We start from the raw sequence: 14,772 nt of genomic DNA on the forward strand, positions 1-14,772 counted from the left end.
ACAGCCGCTGGCCCGGACGTCCTCACCGCGCAGCCGGTCGGTGACGCGGCTCGTACGCTTCGCTGGGTGCTCGCCCACATGACGAGCGAGACCATCCGGCATGCCGGTCACGCCGACATCCTGCGGGAGCTTACCGACGGCGTCACCGGTCGGTAAGAAATCGCGACTCGGGGCCGCACCCCATCCGGCAGCGTCGTCGAGCGCTCGGAGACCACCGGCCCGACCGGTCGGCCAAGTGACGGTGAGGAACGTACTGATCTGCCGCGGGCCGCGCGTTACGCAGCGTGACTCAACGTTGGTGGGCTGCCCCTTGACTATGCCGATGTGAGTGTGCTGGCTCGGGGGCCCAACGAGCCGCAGGTGCGGATACGATCTCGCGGATTCACCGGATGTTGAGGAGCCGCACGTCGTGGATGCCGTTGAGTTCCGTCTCGGCGATCATCTGTTGGTGTCCTGCGAACCGCATCGCGCCGAGGTGGTGGGGGCTGACCGGTTTTATGTCTACGTGCGCTGGCCGTGGCGCCGGCCGGATCCTGAGTCGGCGTTCTGGTGGGACGGGACGCGTGCGTTCGCCCGCGATCCGGAGCACCGTGACTTCGACCAGCTCTGGCGGCTTGACCCGCCGCCTGCTGAGCTGCAAGAGGGTGATTTCTGCAAGGTCTTGATCCCGCCTACCGAGGTCGTCGTCACGTGGGCCGCTCATTTCGATCCGCCGAAGGATATGGGCTGGCTTCCCCGTCCTACCGGAGCGCTGAACGTTGTTCCGGCCTTCGGGGAGTGGCATCCGGATGGAGAAGACGAAGAAGAGTCCGGTGAGGGTTTGTACCTCGACGACGTCGAGCCGCTGGAAATCGAGCGCTTGGGCCAGCTGCCCTGAGAGCTCGCGCGTAACGAGCTGACGTTCACGGATCTGCCGCCGAGCTTGCGCGGCAGCCTGCAGAGGCGGTCACGCGGCGTGACGCGTACGTAGGCTGCCCGCTGCGCGCGCTCGTGCCGATGAGCGGATGTGGCTGAGAGAGCGCTTGTCGCTTCGGCGGGAGATGTGGCGGGTCTCTGGCGGTTTCTGTTCTGTCGCATCAGCGAGCGAACGGCCGGAGGCATCCGCGGAGCCCGGAATCCTGGGATTGTCCTCGTGTGTCGGTCGCAATCCACTATGGCCTTGGAGCTGACCCCAGAGGAGAGCGACCTACTGGTCGCCGGGCTCGGCGTGGCAGGTGACAGGGTGGACCGGGGCGCTGGCCGGGGCGGCCAGGTGGACGCGAGCCGCCATCTTAGAGACCACCGTGGAACTGCGGCCGCCGTTGCCGACGGCCACCGACCTGGTCGCCCGGACCTTGGACGCCCTGGGTACCCGGACCACCGAGTTGCGGGCCATGGTCGGCAGCGCCGCCATGAACTTGAACCCTGCCGTCGTCACGGTGACGCTGTCGGAAGATGGCGGGAGGGTGATCGCCACCGTCCGTGGCGTGGCCAAGGAGGGCCTGATCCGACAGCGGGCGGGCGAGAAGGCGGCACGCCGGGTCGCGGAGCAGCTGACGGGCTCGTTTGTGGTTCGAGGTCGGGACGGGCATCCTCATGCGGTGGAGTGGACGGACGACCTGAGTGTGCGCCTTGCTCGCGGAACCTCGGTGCGCGCTCTTGTCGCGTATCTGCGTGCGGCCGATGAGGAGGAGACGCGCCGTCGCGATGTCCTTGCCGTCCTGACCGGGCGGTTCGCGCTGCCGTTCGATGATGCACGGCTGGCGATGGACCGTGTCGAGGGCGGAATCGTTCGTGCCGCGTCCGGCAACCCTGCCAACGAGCCGGACCCAGTCAAAGACCCGTTGGCGTGGACCTCCTACAGGCTCGAACTCGGACTGCCCGTCGGCGATGATGCTCCTGGATTATTGCCGGAGCAGCAGGCGTCGGCGCAGGCTCTGCTGGAGCGCGCGAGGCGTGGCCAGCCAACGCACGGCACCGAAGACGTCGCCGTAGCGCTCGAGGTCGCACGCTTGGCAGTCGCGTCCCAGGAGCCGGATCGGACGCGCTTTCACCTCCTCCTGGAAGCAGCGACGTCACTATCGGTCGCCGCCGAAGCGTGCATCGCCGGGTTGGGGCGGCAGCCTTGCGCCCTGGAGGGTTCCCAGGAGTGGGTCGACGGTGTCGCCCTCGCTGCAGCTGCTCGCCAGGTCACCGCGGCGTTCGCTGCCCAGCCCGACCCGGAACTCGAGGAGCGTGGCCTCGCACTGGTGGGACGCATCGTCACCCGCCTGCTGGGCCAATGCCACGCCTTCGTCGGACGAGCGATGATCGACTCAGCCCGCTGCATCCAGCGAAATGGCGATCCCGACCGGGCCGCCACCCGCGCCGAGGCCGTATTGGCCGACTTCGCGGCTCTGCTCGACCGGTTCGAGGTCGACGCTCCCTTCGACGAGCACATCATCGCCCTTGAGTACCTGCTGGACGCCGTCGAGCTCATCACCGAGGTGAGAGGCAACTCCACCGAACTCGACGCTCTACGCAACCAGACCAAGCACGTACTCGACCGCTCGTTGACGGACTGAACCCAACCGGTACCAGCAACAACGGATTTCCGGTCACGAGGCCGGGACGCTGGCCGACCGCATCCACCGCACGGCGGCGTGGTCAGCGACACGGAAGGTCATCACCGTCATCACGTGTCCACCGCCTGGCACGGACATGCCGCCGAGTGTGCGCGTAGCCGAATTGAGGGCGTTGGTCGCAGTCTCTGCTGGTTTTCGGCACGGGAGCGACTCCCTGAGACCGAACGCTAAGATCGCCGGATGCTGTTCAAGGCGGACCTGGGTAAGCGGGTCGACAACCTGGTCGGCGCGGTGGACGGGCGCGACGACAAGCGGTTCTTCGCGGCCCTGCGGGGCATCGTGGGCGCCACGCCGAAGGCGCGCCCTGACGAGGTCGACGCGGCCCTGGCCAGGTTGACGTCGGTGCTCGCCGAGATCCCGCTCGGGATGGGCGGCGACCTGGCCCAGATTGCCAGCAGCATGGCGGACTACGGCACCGACGCGGCGGTGGTGGTGCCGACGCTCGTCAGGCGGGCCACCACCGCGATGGAGCAGGCGGCACGCTTCGCCGAGTTGTACGGTGCGGCGTTCGGGGATCTGCCCGACCCCGATGATGCGGAGCAGATCGGCCCGACGATCGAGCGGTTCGTCGAGACGGCGCCCAACCGGGGGATGGCCCAGCCGGACGCCTATAACCTGGTGCAGGCGTGGTTCTCCGGCGGCAAGTGGGTTCAGCCGGTGCTGTACCTCTCGCAGCGCAAGGACGTGCGGGCCATGCTGCCCGAGCGACCGCGGCTCACCGCCGCCATCGACACCACGCGTGAGCACATCGGCACCGCGCATTGGTTGTACGGGCTACTGCTTGTCCTAGACGACGAACCGCTGGTCGTGCTGCACCGCGCGACCCGACGCGGCTATCGGGTGACGATAAGCGGCATCGGCGACAACTTTCAGCTGCACACGCTCCTCGCCGCCGCCCTGATCGGCGACGAGGCGCAGGGCCTGGTGCCCGGTCAACGGCCAAGCGCCGCGGAGATCGCAGCGGCCTCCGACGGCGAGGACCTGACACCGGCAGGCGGCATTCGAGGCAACTTCAACCTGGTCGACGCCCATGGCGAATGGATCTGGAACGAGGGCCGCCCCGCGGACATCCCGAAGCTGGAAGGGAAGCGAGTCGTCGTCATCGATCCGCCGCCGTACCCGCGGAGCTGGAATGCCGGCCGGCCATACCCGTTGATGCGTCCGACGGTAACCGTGGATGGCATGCTGCCGGCCGATGAGGCCGCGCATTGGCTCGATCTGGTCAAACCTTCGCAGGGCGGGTAGGCCCTCACACGGTTCTGGCCTGACAGCGCCATGAACCCTCGCAGGGGTGGCTGGCTCCACGGGCACCGACGCCCGCCAGTTGAGCTGCCGAGTCTGTGCCGTCTCAAATGATCGAGGCTTCGCCTCTGCCGCCGACCGGGCGTCACGCTACGTGACACGTGAGAGGCGGCGTCCGGTGCGCGGTCGTGCCGACGTGAGTGCATTCGTGGCTGGTTGTAATGGCCAGCGCCCGCGGCGGCCCTGCCGGTGATCCCTCACGGCAGGCTTCGGAACGGCGCAGTGTTTCAGACGCAGACCCAGCAATACAGGTGTGCCCGGTCGGCACGGGCTTCTCGGGCCAACATCGCGAACTCGCGGAGAAGATCCTTCAAGGCGTCTATGTCCTCTTGCTGGACACACCCAGTCGTCTCGGCCCACGGCGCCGCAACCGCTGTCAACTCCTCGGCAGTTGCCCTGGCGAGTGCATCGCGCAGCTTATCGTTGAGGGACAGGACCAACTGGTGGTCATTATTCAGTGTGGCAATGACGCGCAGAAGCGGCGCCCGTTCACAGATCGCGTTGAGGCTGACGCCGGTCAGCAGCGACTCGACGTCGACGAGACGAAGCGGGTCGAGCCCTTTCAGTTCCAAGACCAAGAGTTCGCCGTCCGGCCCGTCCTCGATCATGGACGCCGCCTCGTCATCTGAGGCGGCAACGAAGTAGTCATAGAGCACGCCCATTGGTCGATCATGGCAGGTCACGCGTGCATCCGCTCATGCCGCTGGTCGCTATGCCGTCGAATCCGCTGCAGGACGGTCGACTCTGCCGGTACACCGTGCGCCCACCCGGACGACCTCATTGAGCTCCGTACCGCCTTCGGCGTGGATGACGCTGGCGAATCGGCTCTGGGCTGGGCAGGGGTGCCCTCTACGCTCGGGTCGCTTCCAGCCACGAACCCCACTCAAGTTCGAAGAGGCGGTTCCCCTGGCAGGTAGGTGCCTGCGCCGTGGCGCTCAGACAGTCGGTACCGGGAAGCCAGAACGGCAGCCGAGACATCGGTCAGCTCATTGCGGAGACCCGGCTCGTCGTGACAGAATGTCTCGCGGATGCGCCATTCTGCACGGTCGCAGTGGCTTGGCTCGCTCATGTAGTGGTCCTGGTTGATGGGTTCGAATCCCGGCGCATTCATTCATTCATGTCGGAAGACCGCTCCCGCGCCTCGGGCGTAAGGGAGCTGTCTTCTTTTTGACGCACCCGTCCGCACTTCCGTTGCGGCGCCTAGCATGGCCGATGGGGCTGTCGTCGGGGTGCGAGGTGGGGGACGTGAGTATCGCCGTCGTCCGGAAACCATCGCCGGATAGCGATCCTTCGCAATCCACAACGGCGCAGGTCGAGGTGCTGCGGCATTTCCGCATCATCAAGGACGGCTCGGTGCTCGACCTTGGCCACTCCGGTGAGCGACTGGTGGCGTACCTCGCCTTGGAGGACCGGTCCCGGACCCGCGACCAGGTGGCTGCCGCACTCTGGGCGGAGGCCACGCAGCCCCAGGCTGCAGCGAGCCTGCGGCGGGCCTTATCCATCGTTCGACGGCGGGTGCCGGGGTTGGTCCGGCGGGAGACGAACAGGCTCAGCCTCTCCGCGGAGGTGGCCGTCGATGCGCGGGTTCAGCGGGGGTTGATCGACGCCATCACCATCGGCGAGAAGAACACAGCCGACGGCCACGAATTGCGCCTGCTGCGCGAGGACCTCCTACCGGACTGGGACGAGCTCTGGCTCTCGGCCGCTCGTCAGGAATTGCGGCTGCTGCGCCTGCTCAGCATCGAGGCCATCGCCGCAGCGCAACTGGCCGAGCAGCGGCCGGGGGCGGCGTTGGCGATCGTGCTGCTTGCCGTCCGGGATGAGCCGCTGCGTGAGAGCGCGCACCGGCTGGTGATTCAGGCCCACCTTGCTCAGGGCAACCAGGTCGAGGCCGCTCACCAGTACCTGCGCTACCGGAACCTGCTCTGGGAGAACCTCCGGCTGCTGCCGAGTCCCGGGATGGAAGCCCTCGTTCAACCCCTCAGGTGCGAAGCACTGCTTCCGCAATAGATCCTGTGCAGTGGCGCACGCCCATCGATCAAGGTCACCGTTTCGGCCCACGAATCTGCCAGCTGCGGTAGACGTTTGTCCGGGCCACCCTGGCGATCTGGACAGAATCCTTCCCCGCATGTCCCTGGCGGCCCCCAGTGGAGGCTCGCGTACCCGTCACGAACCACCGCACGACGGACATCAATCACGTCGACGTCACGTTCGCGTCACGCGGGCGGGTCGTTCCGCGGGCGCTGCCGCATACAGGATCGGCCTGGCGCACATAGCGACGTGGAGGACTCCGATGGCGGTGCAGACCACCTATCCGGGCGTGTACATCGTCGAGCAGATGACGAGCTCGCATGCCATTGCCGGTGTCTCGACATCGGTCACCGCTTTCGTCGGGGCGGCTCGCAAGGGGACGCCCGACGTGCCAACACCAATCGACAGCTACGCCGACTTTGTCCGCCAATTCGGCGACCCGATCGACAACGGCGACAATCCCATGGGTCACTGCGTCGCGCACTTCTTCGCGAACGGGGGCAGTCAGGCCATCGTGGTTCGCGCGCTGGCCGCGAACGCTCTGGCGGCCAAGCTGGCTCTTCCGGCCGTCAACGGCATCACTGTGACGCTGACTGCCCGTAGCCGCGGTGCCTGGGCCAACGGGACGGGCACCGGCGCTGCCCAGAATGGCGTCTTCGTCGAGGTGGCACCCGCCGCCATTAACCCCAGCGACCGGTTCACTCTCGTGGTCACGAACTGGGCCCTCGGCACCGGCTCGGCCACCCTGGTCGCGCGGGAGACGTGGCCCGAGCTGTCGATGTCGCCGGGCAATCCGCGGTACGTAGCAGATGTGCTGGCTGGCAGCGCCCTCGTCATCGCGCAGGTGAGCGGCGCTGAGACCGGCGCCGCGGCTGCCGGCCGGTCCGAGGGCAGCAAGGACCTCTCCGCCGGAGTCACCGGTCTGCCGGGCCGGACGCTGCGCATCTCCGTCGACATGGGGCCCGCGGTCGACCACGTGCTCTGGCCAGACGAGGACCCAGCCGACTCGCACGATGTGGACGACCTGATCACGTTCATCAACGCAGCAACGAACGGCTTCCCGGTCACGGCGTCGAAGAGCTCGGGCAAGCTCGTGCTTACCAGCAAGACCACTGGCCCGGACAGCGCGGTCGTCGTCGGCCTGAGCGGCGCCGGCGATGCAAGCAGCATGCTTGGGCTGGGCGTAGCCGCGGGCGGCAAGGAGATCTCCGGCAGTGCCGCCGACCGTCCGGCGGCCGCGGCGGCCAAGGGGCTCGCCGGCGGCATCGACGGCTCGGCGGTGGGGGCCGACAGCATCGTCAGCCCCGCCGAGGGGCAGGGCATGAAGGCGCTCGACGTGCTGAACTTTCCCCGGTTCAACCTGCTCTGCCTGCCCGGCGTTACGACCGCGAACGTCGACGAGGTGAACACGGCACTGGCCTACTGCGCGGAACAGAACGCCTTCCTGCTGGTCGACCCGGATTCGAGCGTCACCAAAGCGAACGCCGCCGGCAAGGCGGCCCTGTTCGCCGCTCAAGGTGCGCACGGCGCCCTGTACTGGCCGCGGCTCATCACCGCGGATTCCACCCACGCCGGACTGCCGCCCTGCGGCGCCGTCGCCGGTGTGATGGCCAGAACCGATGGGGTGCGCGGCGTGTGGAAGGCGCCGGCCGGGCTGACGGCTGGAGTAGCGGGCGCCATCGGCGTCGCCTACCCCACCAGCGACCCGGTTTCCGGCGTGCTCAACCCGTTCGGCATCAACGTGCTGCGCAGCTTTCCCGGAGCGGGCCTGGTCGTCTGGGGCGCGCGAACCCTGGCCGGCTCCGACTTGCGCGGAGACCCCTTCAAATACGTGCCGCTTCGCCGCCTCACCGACTTCATCGAAGCGAGCCTCTACCTCGGTACCCAGTTCGCCGTCTTCGAACCGAACGACCCCGTGCTGTGGGGCCAACTGCGCCTTGCGGTGACCGGATTCATGCGCGGGCTGTTCCGGCAGGGGGCCTTCCAGCAGTCGGAGAGCCACGCCGAGTCCGACAGCTTCTTCGTGACCTGCGACAGCACCGTCAACCCGCAGACGGAAATCGACCTGGGCCGGGTCAACGTCGTGGTCGGATTCGCTCCGCTCAAACCCGCCGAGTTTGTCGTAGTCACCATCACGCACATCGTCAACGGAGAGGGCTGAGCCGGCGATGGCCGAATTCACCGTCAATCCCACTCGTTACGACCCGTACAAGACACACATGTTCCGAATCAAGTGGGACAAGGTCTATGTCGCCGGTCTCTCCAAGATGGGACCGCTCACCCGCAGCACCGCGCCGGTGTCACACCGCGTCGGTGGCGACCCGTCGCACGATCGCCGCAGCCCGGGCCTGACGACGTACACGTCGGTGCAGTTCGATCGCGGCGTCACGCACGACCCCGCGTTCGAGGACTGGGCCAACAAGGTCTCCAGCTTCACCGCCCCGGGCATTTCGCTGCCGGACTTCCGCAAGGACGTCACGGTCGACGTCTTCAACGAGGCCAACCAGTTGGTGCTCAGCTACCACCTCTACCGGTGCTGGGTCTCGGAGTACACCGCTCTGCCCGCGCTTGACGCGGCCACCGCGGCCGTAGCGATCCAGTCGATCAAGATCGAGCTCGAAGGGTGGGAACGGGACACCTCCGTGAAGGAGCCCAAGGAGCTGGTGATCTAGGCCGCGGTGCCGGCCGGCCATCGCTGGATGGTGTAACTCGCCGTGGAAGAGAGGGGTCCGGTGGTGACGCCCGACGTCGTGATGCGGCTGCCGCGCACGCTTGCCGCGCCGCCGCGGATGGTGCTGCTGCGCCTGCTCGAGGACGCCGCGAGTGAGCTGGAGGAGGCGCTGGTGCTGCTGACGGCCTGCGGCGTCCCGGAATGCGCCCACCTTCCGATCGGAGTGATCGACCGTTTGCTCCTCGCCGCGCACCGCGCCGTGGTCGGACGCGATCTGGAGGTGGTGGTGGAGTGTCTGGCGTGCAGAACCCTGAACGAGTTGCCGCTGGGTGCCGCCGACGTGCCGGCGTACGCACCGCGCTGGGCCTGGTGTGGCCCCGGCGCAGGCGTGCGCGAACCGACCGGTGCTGACCTGCTGGGCCTGCCGGACGATCCCGATGCAGCAGCGAGCGAACTGCTGCGGCGCTGCACAGCAGGGCCGACCGAGGCTGTCGACATCCCCCGCACCCACGCCGCTCTGGACCGTGCCGAGCAGTCGCTGTGCGGTGAGGTGCGCGTGGCCTGTATCCAGTGCGAGCAGACGGTCGTGCACCACGTCGACGTGCAGCAACTCGTCGTGGCAGCCGTCGCCCGGGCTGTCGCCCACGTGGACATCGAGGTCCACCTCATCGCCTCCCGCTACGGATGGGACCTCGGCACCATCGAAGCTCTGCCGGAAAGGCGGCGGGTCCGGCTCGCTGCGCTGGCTGCCGGAGCGGCGCGATGACCCTACCTGAGCCCACGCTCCGGCCAAATCACAGCTCGCCGGCGCATCCGCCCGACACGGCGCGGCGAGCATCGGCGGCGACGCCGGGGGTCCCTGCGCAACCGGGGATCGCGGCGACGCCGTCGTCCGCAGCACAGGTGATACGAGGCGGCGGCGCCGGGCACGACGTCCCCGTATCGGCTCGGGCACTGGCCGCCCGCGGCCGTCGTTCGTCGACGTCCTCCGCGGTCGCCCCGATCGCCCTGGACAGGTACAGCCGCTCACTCGCAGACAATGGTGCCGAACCGCTGGTGAGCCAAGCCGATTGGGACATCGCCGGCGAGCCCAATCCGCGCCCGCCGATGACAGAACGATCAACTCCTGGGACCACCCAGCGTCTCTCAGGCCGGCCCGGCTCCGGCGAGGTGACCGCCGGCTCGCGCGGGGCCGCCGCGCTGCCGGTGCACACCGACCCGATCAGTCCAGCGGCAGGGATACCTTCCACCGCACGAGCGGCCAGGGACGCACGGGTTCGCCACCCCAGCAGGGTGGAGGTCGTCAAGGCGCTATCGGCGACCCTCGATGCCTATGCCGTGGCCGGTGGTGCCGCGGCGGATCGGCGAAGCCGCCGCCTCAGCCCCGACCTGAGCCACCACCTCGAGCGCGGACCGGGGGCCCGTCCGGCTGCCGGACGGGAAGGCGAACAGTCCCGCGGCGGTGACCCGCCGCTGGCATTACGTGCGGGCCGCCCGCCTGTGAGTCACGGCGACCTCGGCGACGGCGCCGGGCACGGTCCGCACCCGATGGACCGTGCCCGAGGCGAGACGATGCAGACTCCGGGACCGGACGTGAACGTCGTAGGACAACGGACCCAGCAGGCAGCGGTGCCGGCCCAGCCGGGCGGCCAGGCCGAACCGCATCCGGATCTGACCGCCGTACATCACGCCGGGCTGCCGGCGCACCCGCCGGTCACGATCGGCGAGATCCATGTGCACCAGGCGGCTCCCGTCCAGGCACCACCCGACCCCTTGAGCCTGCTCTCGCCCTACGCCGGCGGGCTCACCGCGCGCCGGGGCCCCTGGGCCAATCCGGCTGGTGCCCGATGAGCGTCCTTCCCGCACCCGCACCGGTACTGACCGGCGTCGACGAGGTGCTGGTCGCCATGACCCGGGACGTGGTGGGCAGCAGCATCGGAGTCAGCACCGGACCGCTCGACCGGCCGAAGGACACCACCGCCCGGCTGAACTGGTTCCTCTACCGGGTCACGCCGGCGCCGGCGCTGATCAACATGGAGCCACCGCAGACCGGCTGGACCACCCGCCGGGGACGCCCGCCCCTTGCGCTAACGCTGCACTACCTGCTATCCGCCGACCCTGGCGAGCTGAATGCCACGGGCAACGAGGTGCCGCCGGCCCACAACGCGCTGACCGCCGTGATGATGCTGCTGCACGAACGCGCGGTGCTGGGCCCGGACACGCTGATCACGTCCAGCCCGGCCAAGACGGTCAGCCAGGTCGTGGCCAACGCCTTCGACGGCCTCGTCGAGCCGTTGCGGATCACGATGGACACGGTGCCCCTGGAGACCATCACCGGGCTGTGGGCCAGCGGCCTGAAGTCGCTTCGGCTGTCCGTGGCCTACCAAGTGAGCCTCGTGATCGTGCCGTCGCCGGTGCCCTTCTCGCCCGGTCCGCCCGTGCAGGAGCGCCGGATCGCGGTCAGTCCATCCGCCGGACCCCGGATCGCCGGTGTCGCGCCCGTCGCGGCCTCGTTCGGCGATCAGATTTCGGTCGCGGTGACCGGGCTCGGCGGGCAGGTCACCGTCACCCTGTCCCGAGCCGTTGGCGACCCGGACGATCCCACCGACGGCCGGCCCGACCCTGCCACCACGCACAGCACCGGGCCGTGGGCGTTGACCGCTCACCCCACCGCGGCTGGCCTGACCGTGATGCTGCCGAACGCGGAACTGGTGCCCGGCCGCCGGGCGCTGGACGTCACCAACCTGGCCTCGGGCCTGCCTGCCGGAACGGCCGGAGCCGGGCTGACGGTGGCCCCCGCTGTTCGCGGCGCCGGCGCACCACTGCAGCCGGGACAGCAGGCCACGCTCACGGTGGCGCACGTGCTGCCCGAGGGCCGGGTCGCCTTCGGCGGCGTGGCGGTGCCGTACACGCGGATCAACCCGACCACGGTGACCGTGATGGTGCCAGCGGGCGTGGCGGCGTTCGCCGGTCGCCGGATCCCGGTCAGCGTCGAGTCCGGCACGGTCACCGGCCGCCCCCTGCTGCTGGCGGTGGCGCCATGATGCAGGAGCTGCGTCCTCCGGGCGTCCGCACCGGAACCCCGTCCCGTGCGGCGACTCCGGCCGCGCCGGACAGCGTCACCAGAGCGGAAGCTGCGGTCGAGGCAGTGGTACCGGCGGACCTGACCCTCGGCTACCTCAAGCTGCTTCGGGACGCCTTCGAGCGGCTGATGCGCCAGTACCGCCAGATCTGGGACCACGCGGGGGGCCATCCGGAGATGCTGACCGCAGCCGGTATCGGGCTTCGCCCGACTGCTGCCGCGAGGACGGTCCACGAGCCGGTGGACCTCTTCCCGAAGCTGGGCCTGTCGCAGAGCGCAGAGGCCATGATCGCCGCAGCATGGTGGGCGGTGGCCGACCCGCAGTTGGCAGCGGCGTTCGGGTGGGTCCACGACGACGCTTCTCGCCGCTACCCGAGCCTGTCGGCGCTCAGGCTGCTGCTCGAGCCCGATGGACTGTTCATCCCGCTGGCGCTGCCGCAGGACTCCGGTCCGGTCGCGATCGGCCTGCTGCAGCCGGTCGCCGACGCCGCCGCGCCGGTGCGCCTGACTGAAACTGCCGCGCTGTTGGTCGACGGCTGGCGGCCGCCCGCCGAACCGCCGGTCCCGCTGCCCGCCCGGCTGCGCTCGACGGCCGACCAGGCCTGCCTGCTGATCGCCGCCGGGAACCGGCTCAGCCTGCGGTGCGCGGACGCCGACGATGGCCCCGTGCTTGCCCGGGCCATCGCCGCGCGGCTGGACCGGGCGCTCGATGACGGTAGCGAAAGGCCACCCGCGCAGACCCGGCTGCTGGAGCGGCTCGGCCTCGTGCTGCCCTGGTCAGCCGACGAGACGTCCGGGGCCGTGCTGCGGCTGACCGCGCCGGGCGCTCCGTCCGCACCCGGATGGCAGGTGCTGGACGTCGCCGCGATCGATTCGGCGGGTGTGGCCAAGGCCTGGCGTCGGGTGCTGGGATCGGCCGGTCTGGACACCCGCGCCGCCGGCCAACTCTCGGCCCGCATGCGGCTGACCGAAGCAACCATCCAGTCCCTGCATGCGACCGCCCAGGCGGCTGCCGATGTACAACGTCGTCACCTCACCCTGGACGATCTGCACGCGGCCGTACGGCGGCATCCGCAGCACACGCTTAACGGGATGGCCCGGCTCGTTCCACCGTCCCTGCGGCTCGACGACCTGGTGCTGCCGGACGCCACCCGGGCCGGGCTCCGCGACCTGCTGGCGCACGCGCGGCACAGCGACGAGGCGCTGACGGCCTTGCCGGGGGCCGGCGTGCGCGGCCGGGGTGTCGCCGTGCTCCTGCACGGCCCGAGCGGCACCGGCAAGACGGCGGCCACCGAGGCGGTCGCCGCCGAGCTGGATCGCGACCTGTGGATCGTTGACCTGGCCCAGCTGGTGAGCAAGTGGTTGGGGGAGACCTCCCGCAACCTGGACCGGGTGTTGACTGAGGCCGCGCGGGCCGGGGCCGTCCTGCTGTTCGACGAGGCGGAGGGTCTGTTCGGCCGCCGTGCCGAGGTGAACGACGCCCGCGACCGCTACGCGAACCTCGAAATTGACCACCTGCTGCAGCGGATCGAGCTGCACGAGGGCCTGGTGGTGCTGACCAGTAACCGGCCTGCCGCACTGGACGACGGGTTCCAGCGGCGGCTGCGGCTGTCGGTGCGCTTCGAACTGCCCGATCACGTCGCGCGGCAAGCGATCTGGGCGGCGCTGTTGCCCTCCGAGCGGCTCGGCGAAGGCGTGGATCTCGACGACGTGGCCGGCGCCGAGCTGTCCCCGTCGTCGATCCGGGCCGCCGCTCTCGCGGCGCTGGTCTTCGCGACTGACGACGTCCGGGCGGCTGGGCAGACGCAGCCGCGCATCGAGGCCGTCCATCTACATCGGGCCGTGCAGCGCGAACTGGAAAAGAGCGGCCGGACCTGGGCCCCCGCGGCAGTCGCCGCCGCGGCTGATTCCCGAGGAGGTAACCGATGACGAGTTCCACGGGCGGCCCGCCGATCCCTCGGCTGGACGTCGACGTCGACAGCGCACCCAACCCTGGCCTGATTCGTCCCACCATCGAGGCCGCGCTCGCCGGCCGGGCCCTGCCCGCCGGGCCGGAAACTGCCCTCGCGCAGGCTGTCGCGCACGCCGTCGCCGCATCGACCACCACCGCTGGAGGTCCTTCCCGATGCTGATGCGCGGCATGCTGATCTCGTTCTCCGATCCGAACATCGGGTTGGTGCCGACGGCCGTCCCATTCCAGTACAACCCCGCAGAGATCACCCGGACGATCACGGTGGCCGCCGGCGTTCCGGGCGGTCCAGCGCTGCGGGTATCGAACGCCCCGGTCGAGGCGTACACGCTCAAGATCGAGCTGGACGCCGTGGACGCGGTGGACAAGCCGATCAGCGGCCTGATGGGCGTGCAGCCCATGCTCGCGACCATCGAGGCGATGATGGAGCCGGCCGACAAGCTCGGCGTGCTCGGTGCCGTCGGCGGTACCTTGAGCGGTGCGGTGTCCGCGCTGACCGGCGGCAGTGCCAGCGGCGGACCCATCCCCGCGCCGTCGCTGCCACTGGTCGTCCTGGCCTGGAGCCTGACCCGCATCGTGCCGGTGCGGATCACCAGCTTCAGCGCCCACGAGACCGGCTTCAACGCAGGACTCTTGCCGGTGCAGGCCTCAGTCGATCTCGGTCTGACCGTGCTGCGGCCGTCCGACCTGGACAGCGGGCTGAAGATGGCCGGCTTCCTCGCCCAGGCCTACCAGGCCGCCCGCAGCACCCTGGCCGTCGCCGGGGTCGCCCAAGGTGTGGAGCTGATGCTATGACCGCCTCCCGATACGCCGGTCAGGCAACGATCAGCGTGCCCCAGGACGACGGATCGACCCGACCAATGGGCGTTCCGCGGGTCGCCGCCGCGCTTCCCGCTGCCATCACCTACCAGGTGCGCGACGGCGATCGAATCGATCTCCTGGCGGCGGCCGGGCTGGGCGACAGCACCGGCTGGTGGCGGATCGCCGACAGCAACCCCTACGCCGACGCGCTGCGCGCCACCGAGCCCGGCACCGTTCTTGCGATACCGGCTGAGTGACGGCCGTGCGGGTGACGAAGCGAGCCACCACCGGGCCGACCCGGCCGTGGCCGGCA

15 protein-coding genes are annotated in these 14,772 nt (G+C 69.6%); 14 read left to right on the forward strand and 1 reads right to left on the reverse strand.

Features of this window, described 5'->3' with window-relative positions; all coding sequences use genetic code 11:
- The 4 genes from ACY34I_RS33010 to ACY34I_RS33025 form a co-directional block, all read left to right on the forward strand.
- Window positions 1–156: mycothiol transferase (locus tag ACY34I_RS33010; RefSeq protein ID WP_462759120.1), on the forward strand; the 156-nt coding region annotated here is incomplete at its 5' end.
- Between the two features lie 253 nt (window positions 157–409).
- Window positions 410–877, forward strand: coding sequence for a hypothetical protein (locus tag ACY34I_RS33015; RefSeq protein ID WP_462759095.1), 468 nt, complete (start codon window positions 410–412; stop codon window positions 875–877).
- Between the two features lie 406 nt (window positions 878–1,283).
- The gene (locus ACY34I_RS33020; RefSeq protein WP_462759096.1) at window positions 1,284–2,543 is read left to right on the forward strand and encodes a hypothetical protein; all 1,260 of its coding nucleotides are present in this window, start codon (window positions 1,284–1,286) and stop codon (window positions 2,541–2,543) included.
- Between the two features lie 240 nt (window positions 2,544–2,783).
- Window positions 2,784–3,848 (forward strand): hypothetical protein, encoded by a 1,065-nt coding sequence (locus ACY34I_RS33025; RefSeq protein WP_462759097.1) that lies wholly within the window; start codon window positions 2,784–2,786, stop codon window positions 3,846–3,848.
- A gap of 284 nt (window positions 3,849–4,132) precedes the next feature.
- Here the strand turns inward: ACY34I_RS33025 and ACY34I_RS33030 are convergent, their stop codons facing one another.
- The gene (locus ACY34I_RS33030; RefSeq protein ID WP_462759098.1) at window positions 4,133–4,567 is read right to left on the reverse strand and encodes a hypothetical protein; all 435 of its coding nucleotides are present in this window, start codon (window positions 4,565–4,567) and stop codon (window positions 4,133–4,135) included.
- 583 nt (window positions 4,568–5,150) lie between these two features.
- Here ACY34I_RS33030 and ACY34I_RS33035 point away from each other — a divergent pair.
- The 10 genes from ACY34I_RS33035 (at window position 5,151) to ACY34I_RS33080 (ending at window position 14,716) form a co-directional block, all read left to right on the forward strand.
- Entirely contained in the window at window positions 5,151–5,915 is a 765-nt protein-coding gene (locus tag ACY34I_RS33035; RefSeq protein WP_187413787.1) for an AfsR/SARP family transcriptional regulator, read from the forward strand.
- 283 nt (window positions 5,916–6,198) lie between these two features.
- Complete coding sequence (locus ACY34I_RS33040; RefSeq protein ID WP_462759099.1) at window positions 6,199–8,097, forward strand: phage tail sheath family protein; 1,899 nt, start codon at window positions 6,199–6,201, stop codon at window positions 8,095–8,097.
- A gap of 7 nt (window positions 8,098–8,104) precedes the next feature.
- Window positions 8,105–8,608 carry a phage tail protein gene (locus ACY34I_RS33045; RefSeq protein WP_148801683.1) on the forward strand — a complete coding sequence of 168 codons (504 nt, stop codon included), beginning with the start codon at window positions 8,105–8,107 and terminating at the stop codon, window positions 8,606–8,608.
- 63 nt (window positions 8,609–8,671) lie between these two features.
- Complete coding sequence (locus ACY34I_RS33050; RefSeq protein WP_462759100.1) at window positions 8,672–9,373, forward strand: hypothetical protein; 702 nt, start codon at window positions 8,672–8,674, stop codon at window positions 9,371–9,373.
- A 527-nt stretch (window positions 9,374–9,900) separates the two neighbouring features.
- Window positions 9,901–10,458 (forward strand): hypothetical protein, encoded by a 558-nt coding sequence (locus tag ACY34I_RS33055; protein WP_462759101.1) that lies wholly within the window; start codon window positions 9,901–9,903, stop codon window positions 10,456–10,458.
- Window positions 10,455–11,651: a Pvc16 family protein gene (locus ACY34I_RS33060; RefSeq protein ID WP_462759102.1), complete on the forward strand. Its 1,197-nt coding sequence runs from the start codon at window positions 10,455–10,457 to the stop codon at window positions 11,649–11,651. The genes ACY34I_RS33055 and ACY34I_RS33060 overlap by 4 nt, the downstream gene beginning before the upstream one ends.
- Window positions 11,648–13,618: an ATP-binding protein gene (locus tag ACY34I_RS33065; protein ID WP_462759103.1), complete on the forward strand. Its 1,971-nt coding sequence runs from the start codon at window positions 11,648–11,650 to the stop codon at window positions 13,616–13,618. The genes ACY34I_RS33060 and ACY34I_RS33065 overlap by 4 nt, the downstream gene beginning before the upstream one ends.
- Window positions 13,615–13,821 carry a hypothetical protein gene (locus ACY34I_RS33070; protein WP_462759104.1) on the forward strand — a complete coding sequence of 69 codons (207 nt, stop codon included), beginning with the start codon at window positions 13,615–13,617 and terminating at the stop codon, window positions 13,819–13,821. Before ACY34I_RS33065 ends, ACY34I_RS33070 begins: the two co-directional genes overlap by 4 nt.
- Complete coding sequence (locus ACY34I_RS33075; protein ID WP_462759105.1) at window positions 13,815–14,453, forward strand: hypothetical protein; 639 nt, start codon at window positions 13,815–13,817, stop codon at window positions 14,451–14,453. The genes ACY34I_RS33070 and ACY34I_RS33075 overlap by 7 nt, the downstream gene beginning before the upstream one ends.
- Window positions 14,450–14,716, forward strand: coding sequence for a hypothetical protein (locus tag ACY34I_RS33080; protein WP_462759106.1), 267 nt, complete (start codon window positions 14,450–14,452; stop codon window positions 14,714–14,716). Before ACY34I_RS33075 ends, ACY34I_RS33080 begins: the two co-directional genes overlap by 4 nt.
- Window positions 14,717–14,772: the final 56 nt, after the last annotated feature.

It is taken from the genome of Micromonospora sp. RTBAU3-60 (assembly GCF_054963695.1).

Excerpts from the sequence above, each read along its gene's own strand:
- ACY34I_RS33075 (WP_462759105.1), top strand. The coding sequence starts at position 13,815 with ATGCTGATGCGCGGCATGCTGATCTCGTTCTCCGATCCGAACATCGGG.
- ACY34I_RS33030 (WP_462759098.1), bottom strand. The coding sequence starts at position 4,567 with ATGGGCGTGCTCTATGACTACTTCGTTGCCGCCTCAGATGACGAGGCG.
- ACY34I_RS33045 (WP_148801683.1), top strand. The coding sequence starts at position 8,105 with ATGGCCGAATTCACCGTCAATCCCACTCGTTACGACCCGTACAAGACA.
- ACY34I_RS33065 (WP_462759103.1), top strand. The coding sequence starts at position 11,648 with ATGATGCAGGAGCTGCGTCCTCCGGGCGTCCGCACCGGAACCCCGTCC.
- ACY34I_RS33070 (WP_462759104.1), top strand. The coding sequence starts at position 13,615 with ATGACGAGTTCCACGGGCGGCCCGCCGATCCCTCGGCTGGACGTCGAC.
- ACY34I_RS33040 (WP_462759099.1), top strand. The coding sequence starts at position 6,199 with ATGGCGGTGCAGACCACCTATCCGGGCGTGTACATCGTCGAGCAGATG.
- ACY34I_RS33080 (WP_462759106.1), top strand. The coding sequence starts at position 14,450 with ATGACCGCCTCCCGATACGCCGGTCAGGCAACGATCAGCGTGCCCCAG.
- ACY34I_RS33025 (WP_462759097.1), top strand. The coding sequence starts at position 2,784 with ATGCTGTTCAAGGCGGACCTGGGTAAGCGGGTCGACAACCTGGTCGGC.
- ACY34I_RS33060 (WP_462759102.1), top strand. The coding sequence starts at position 10,455 with ATGAGCGTCCTTCCCGCACCCGCACCGGTACTGACCGGCGTCGACGAG.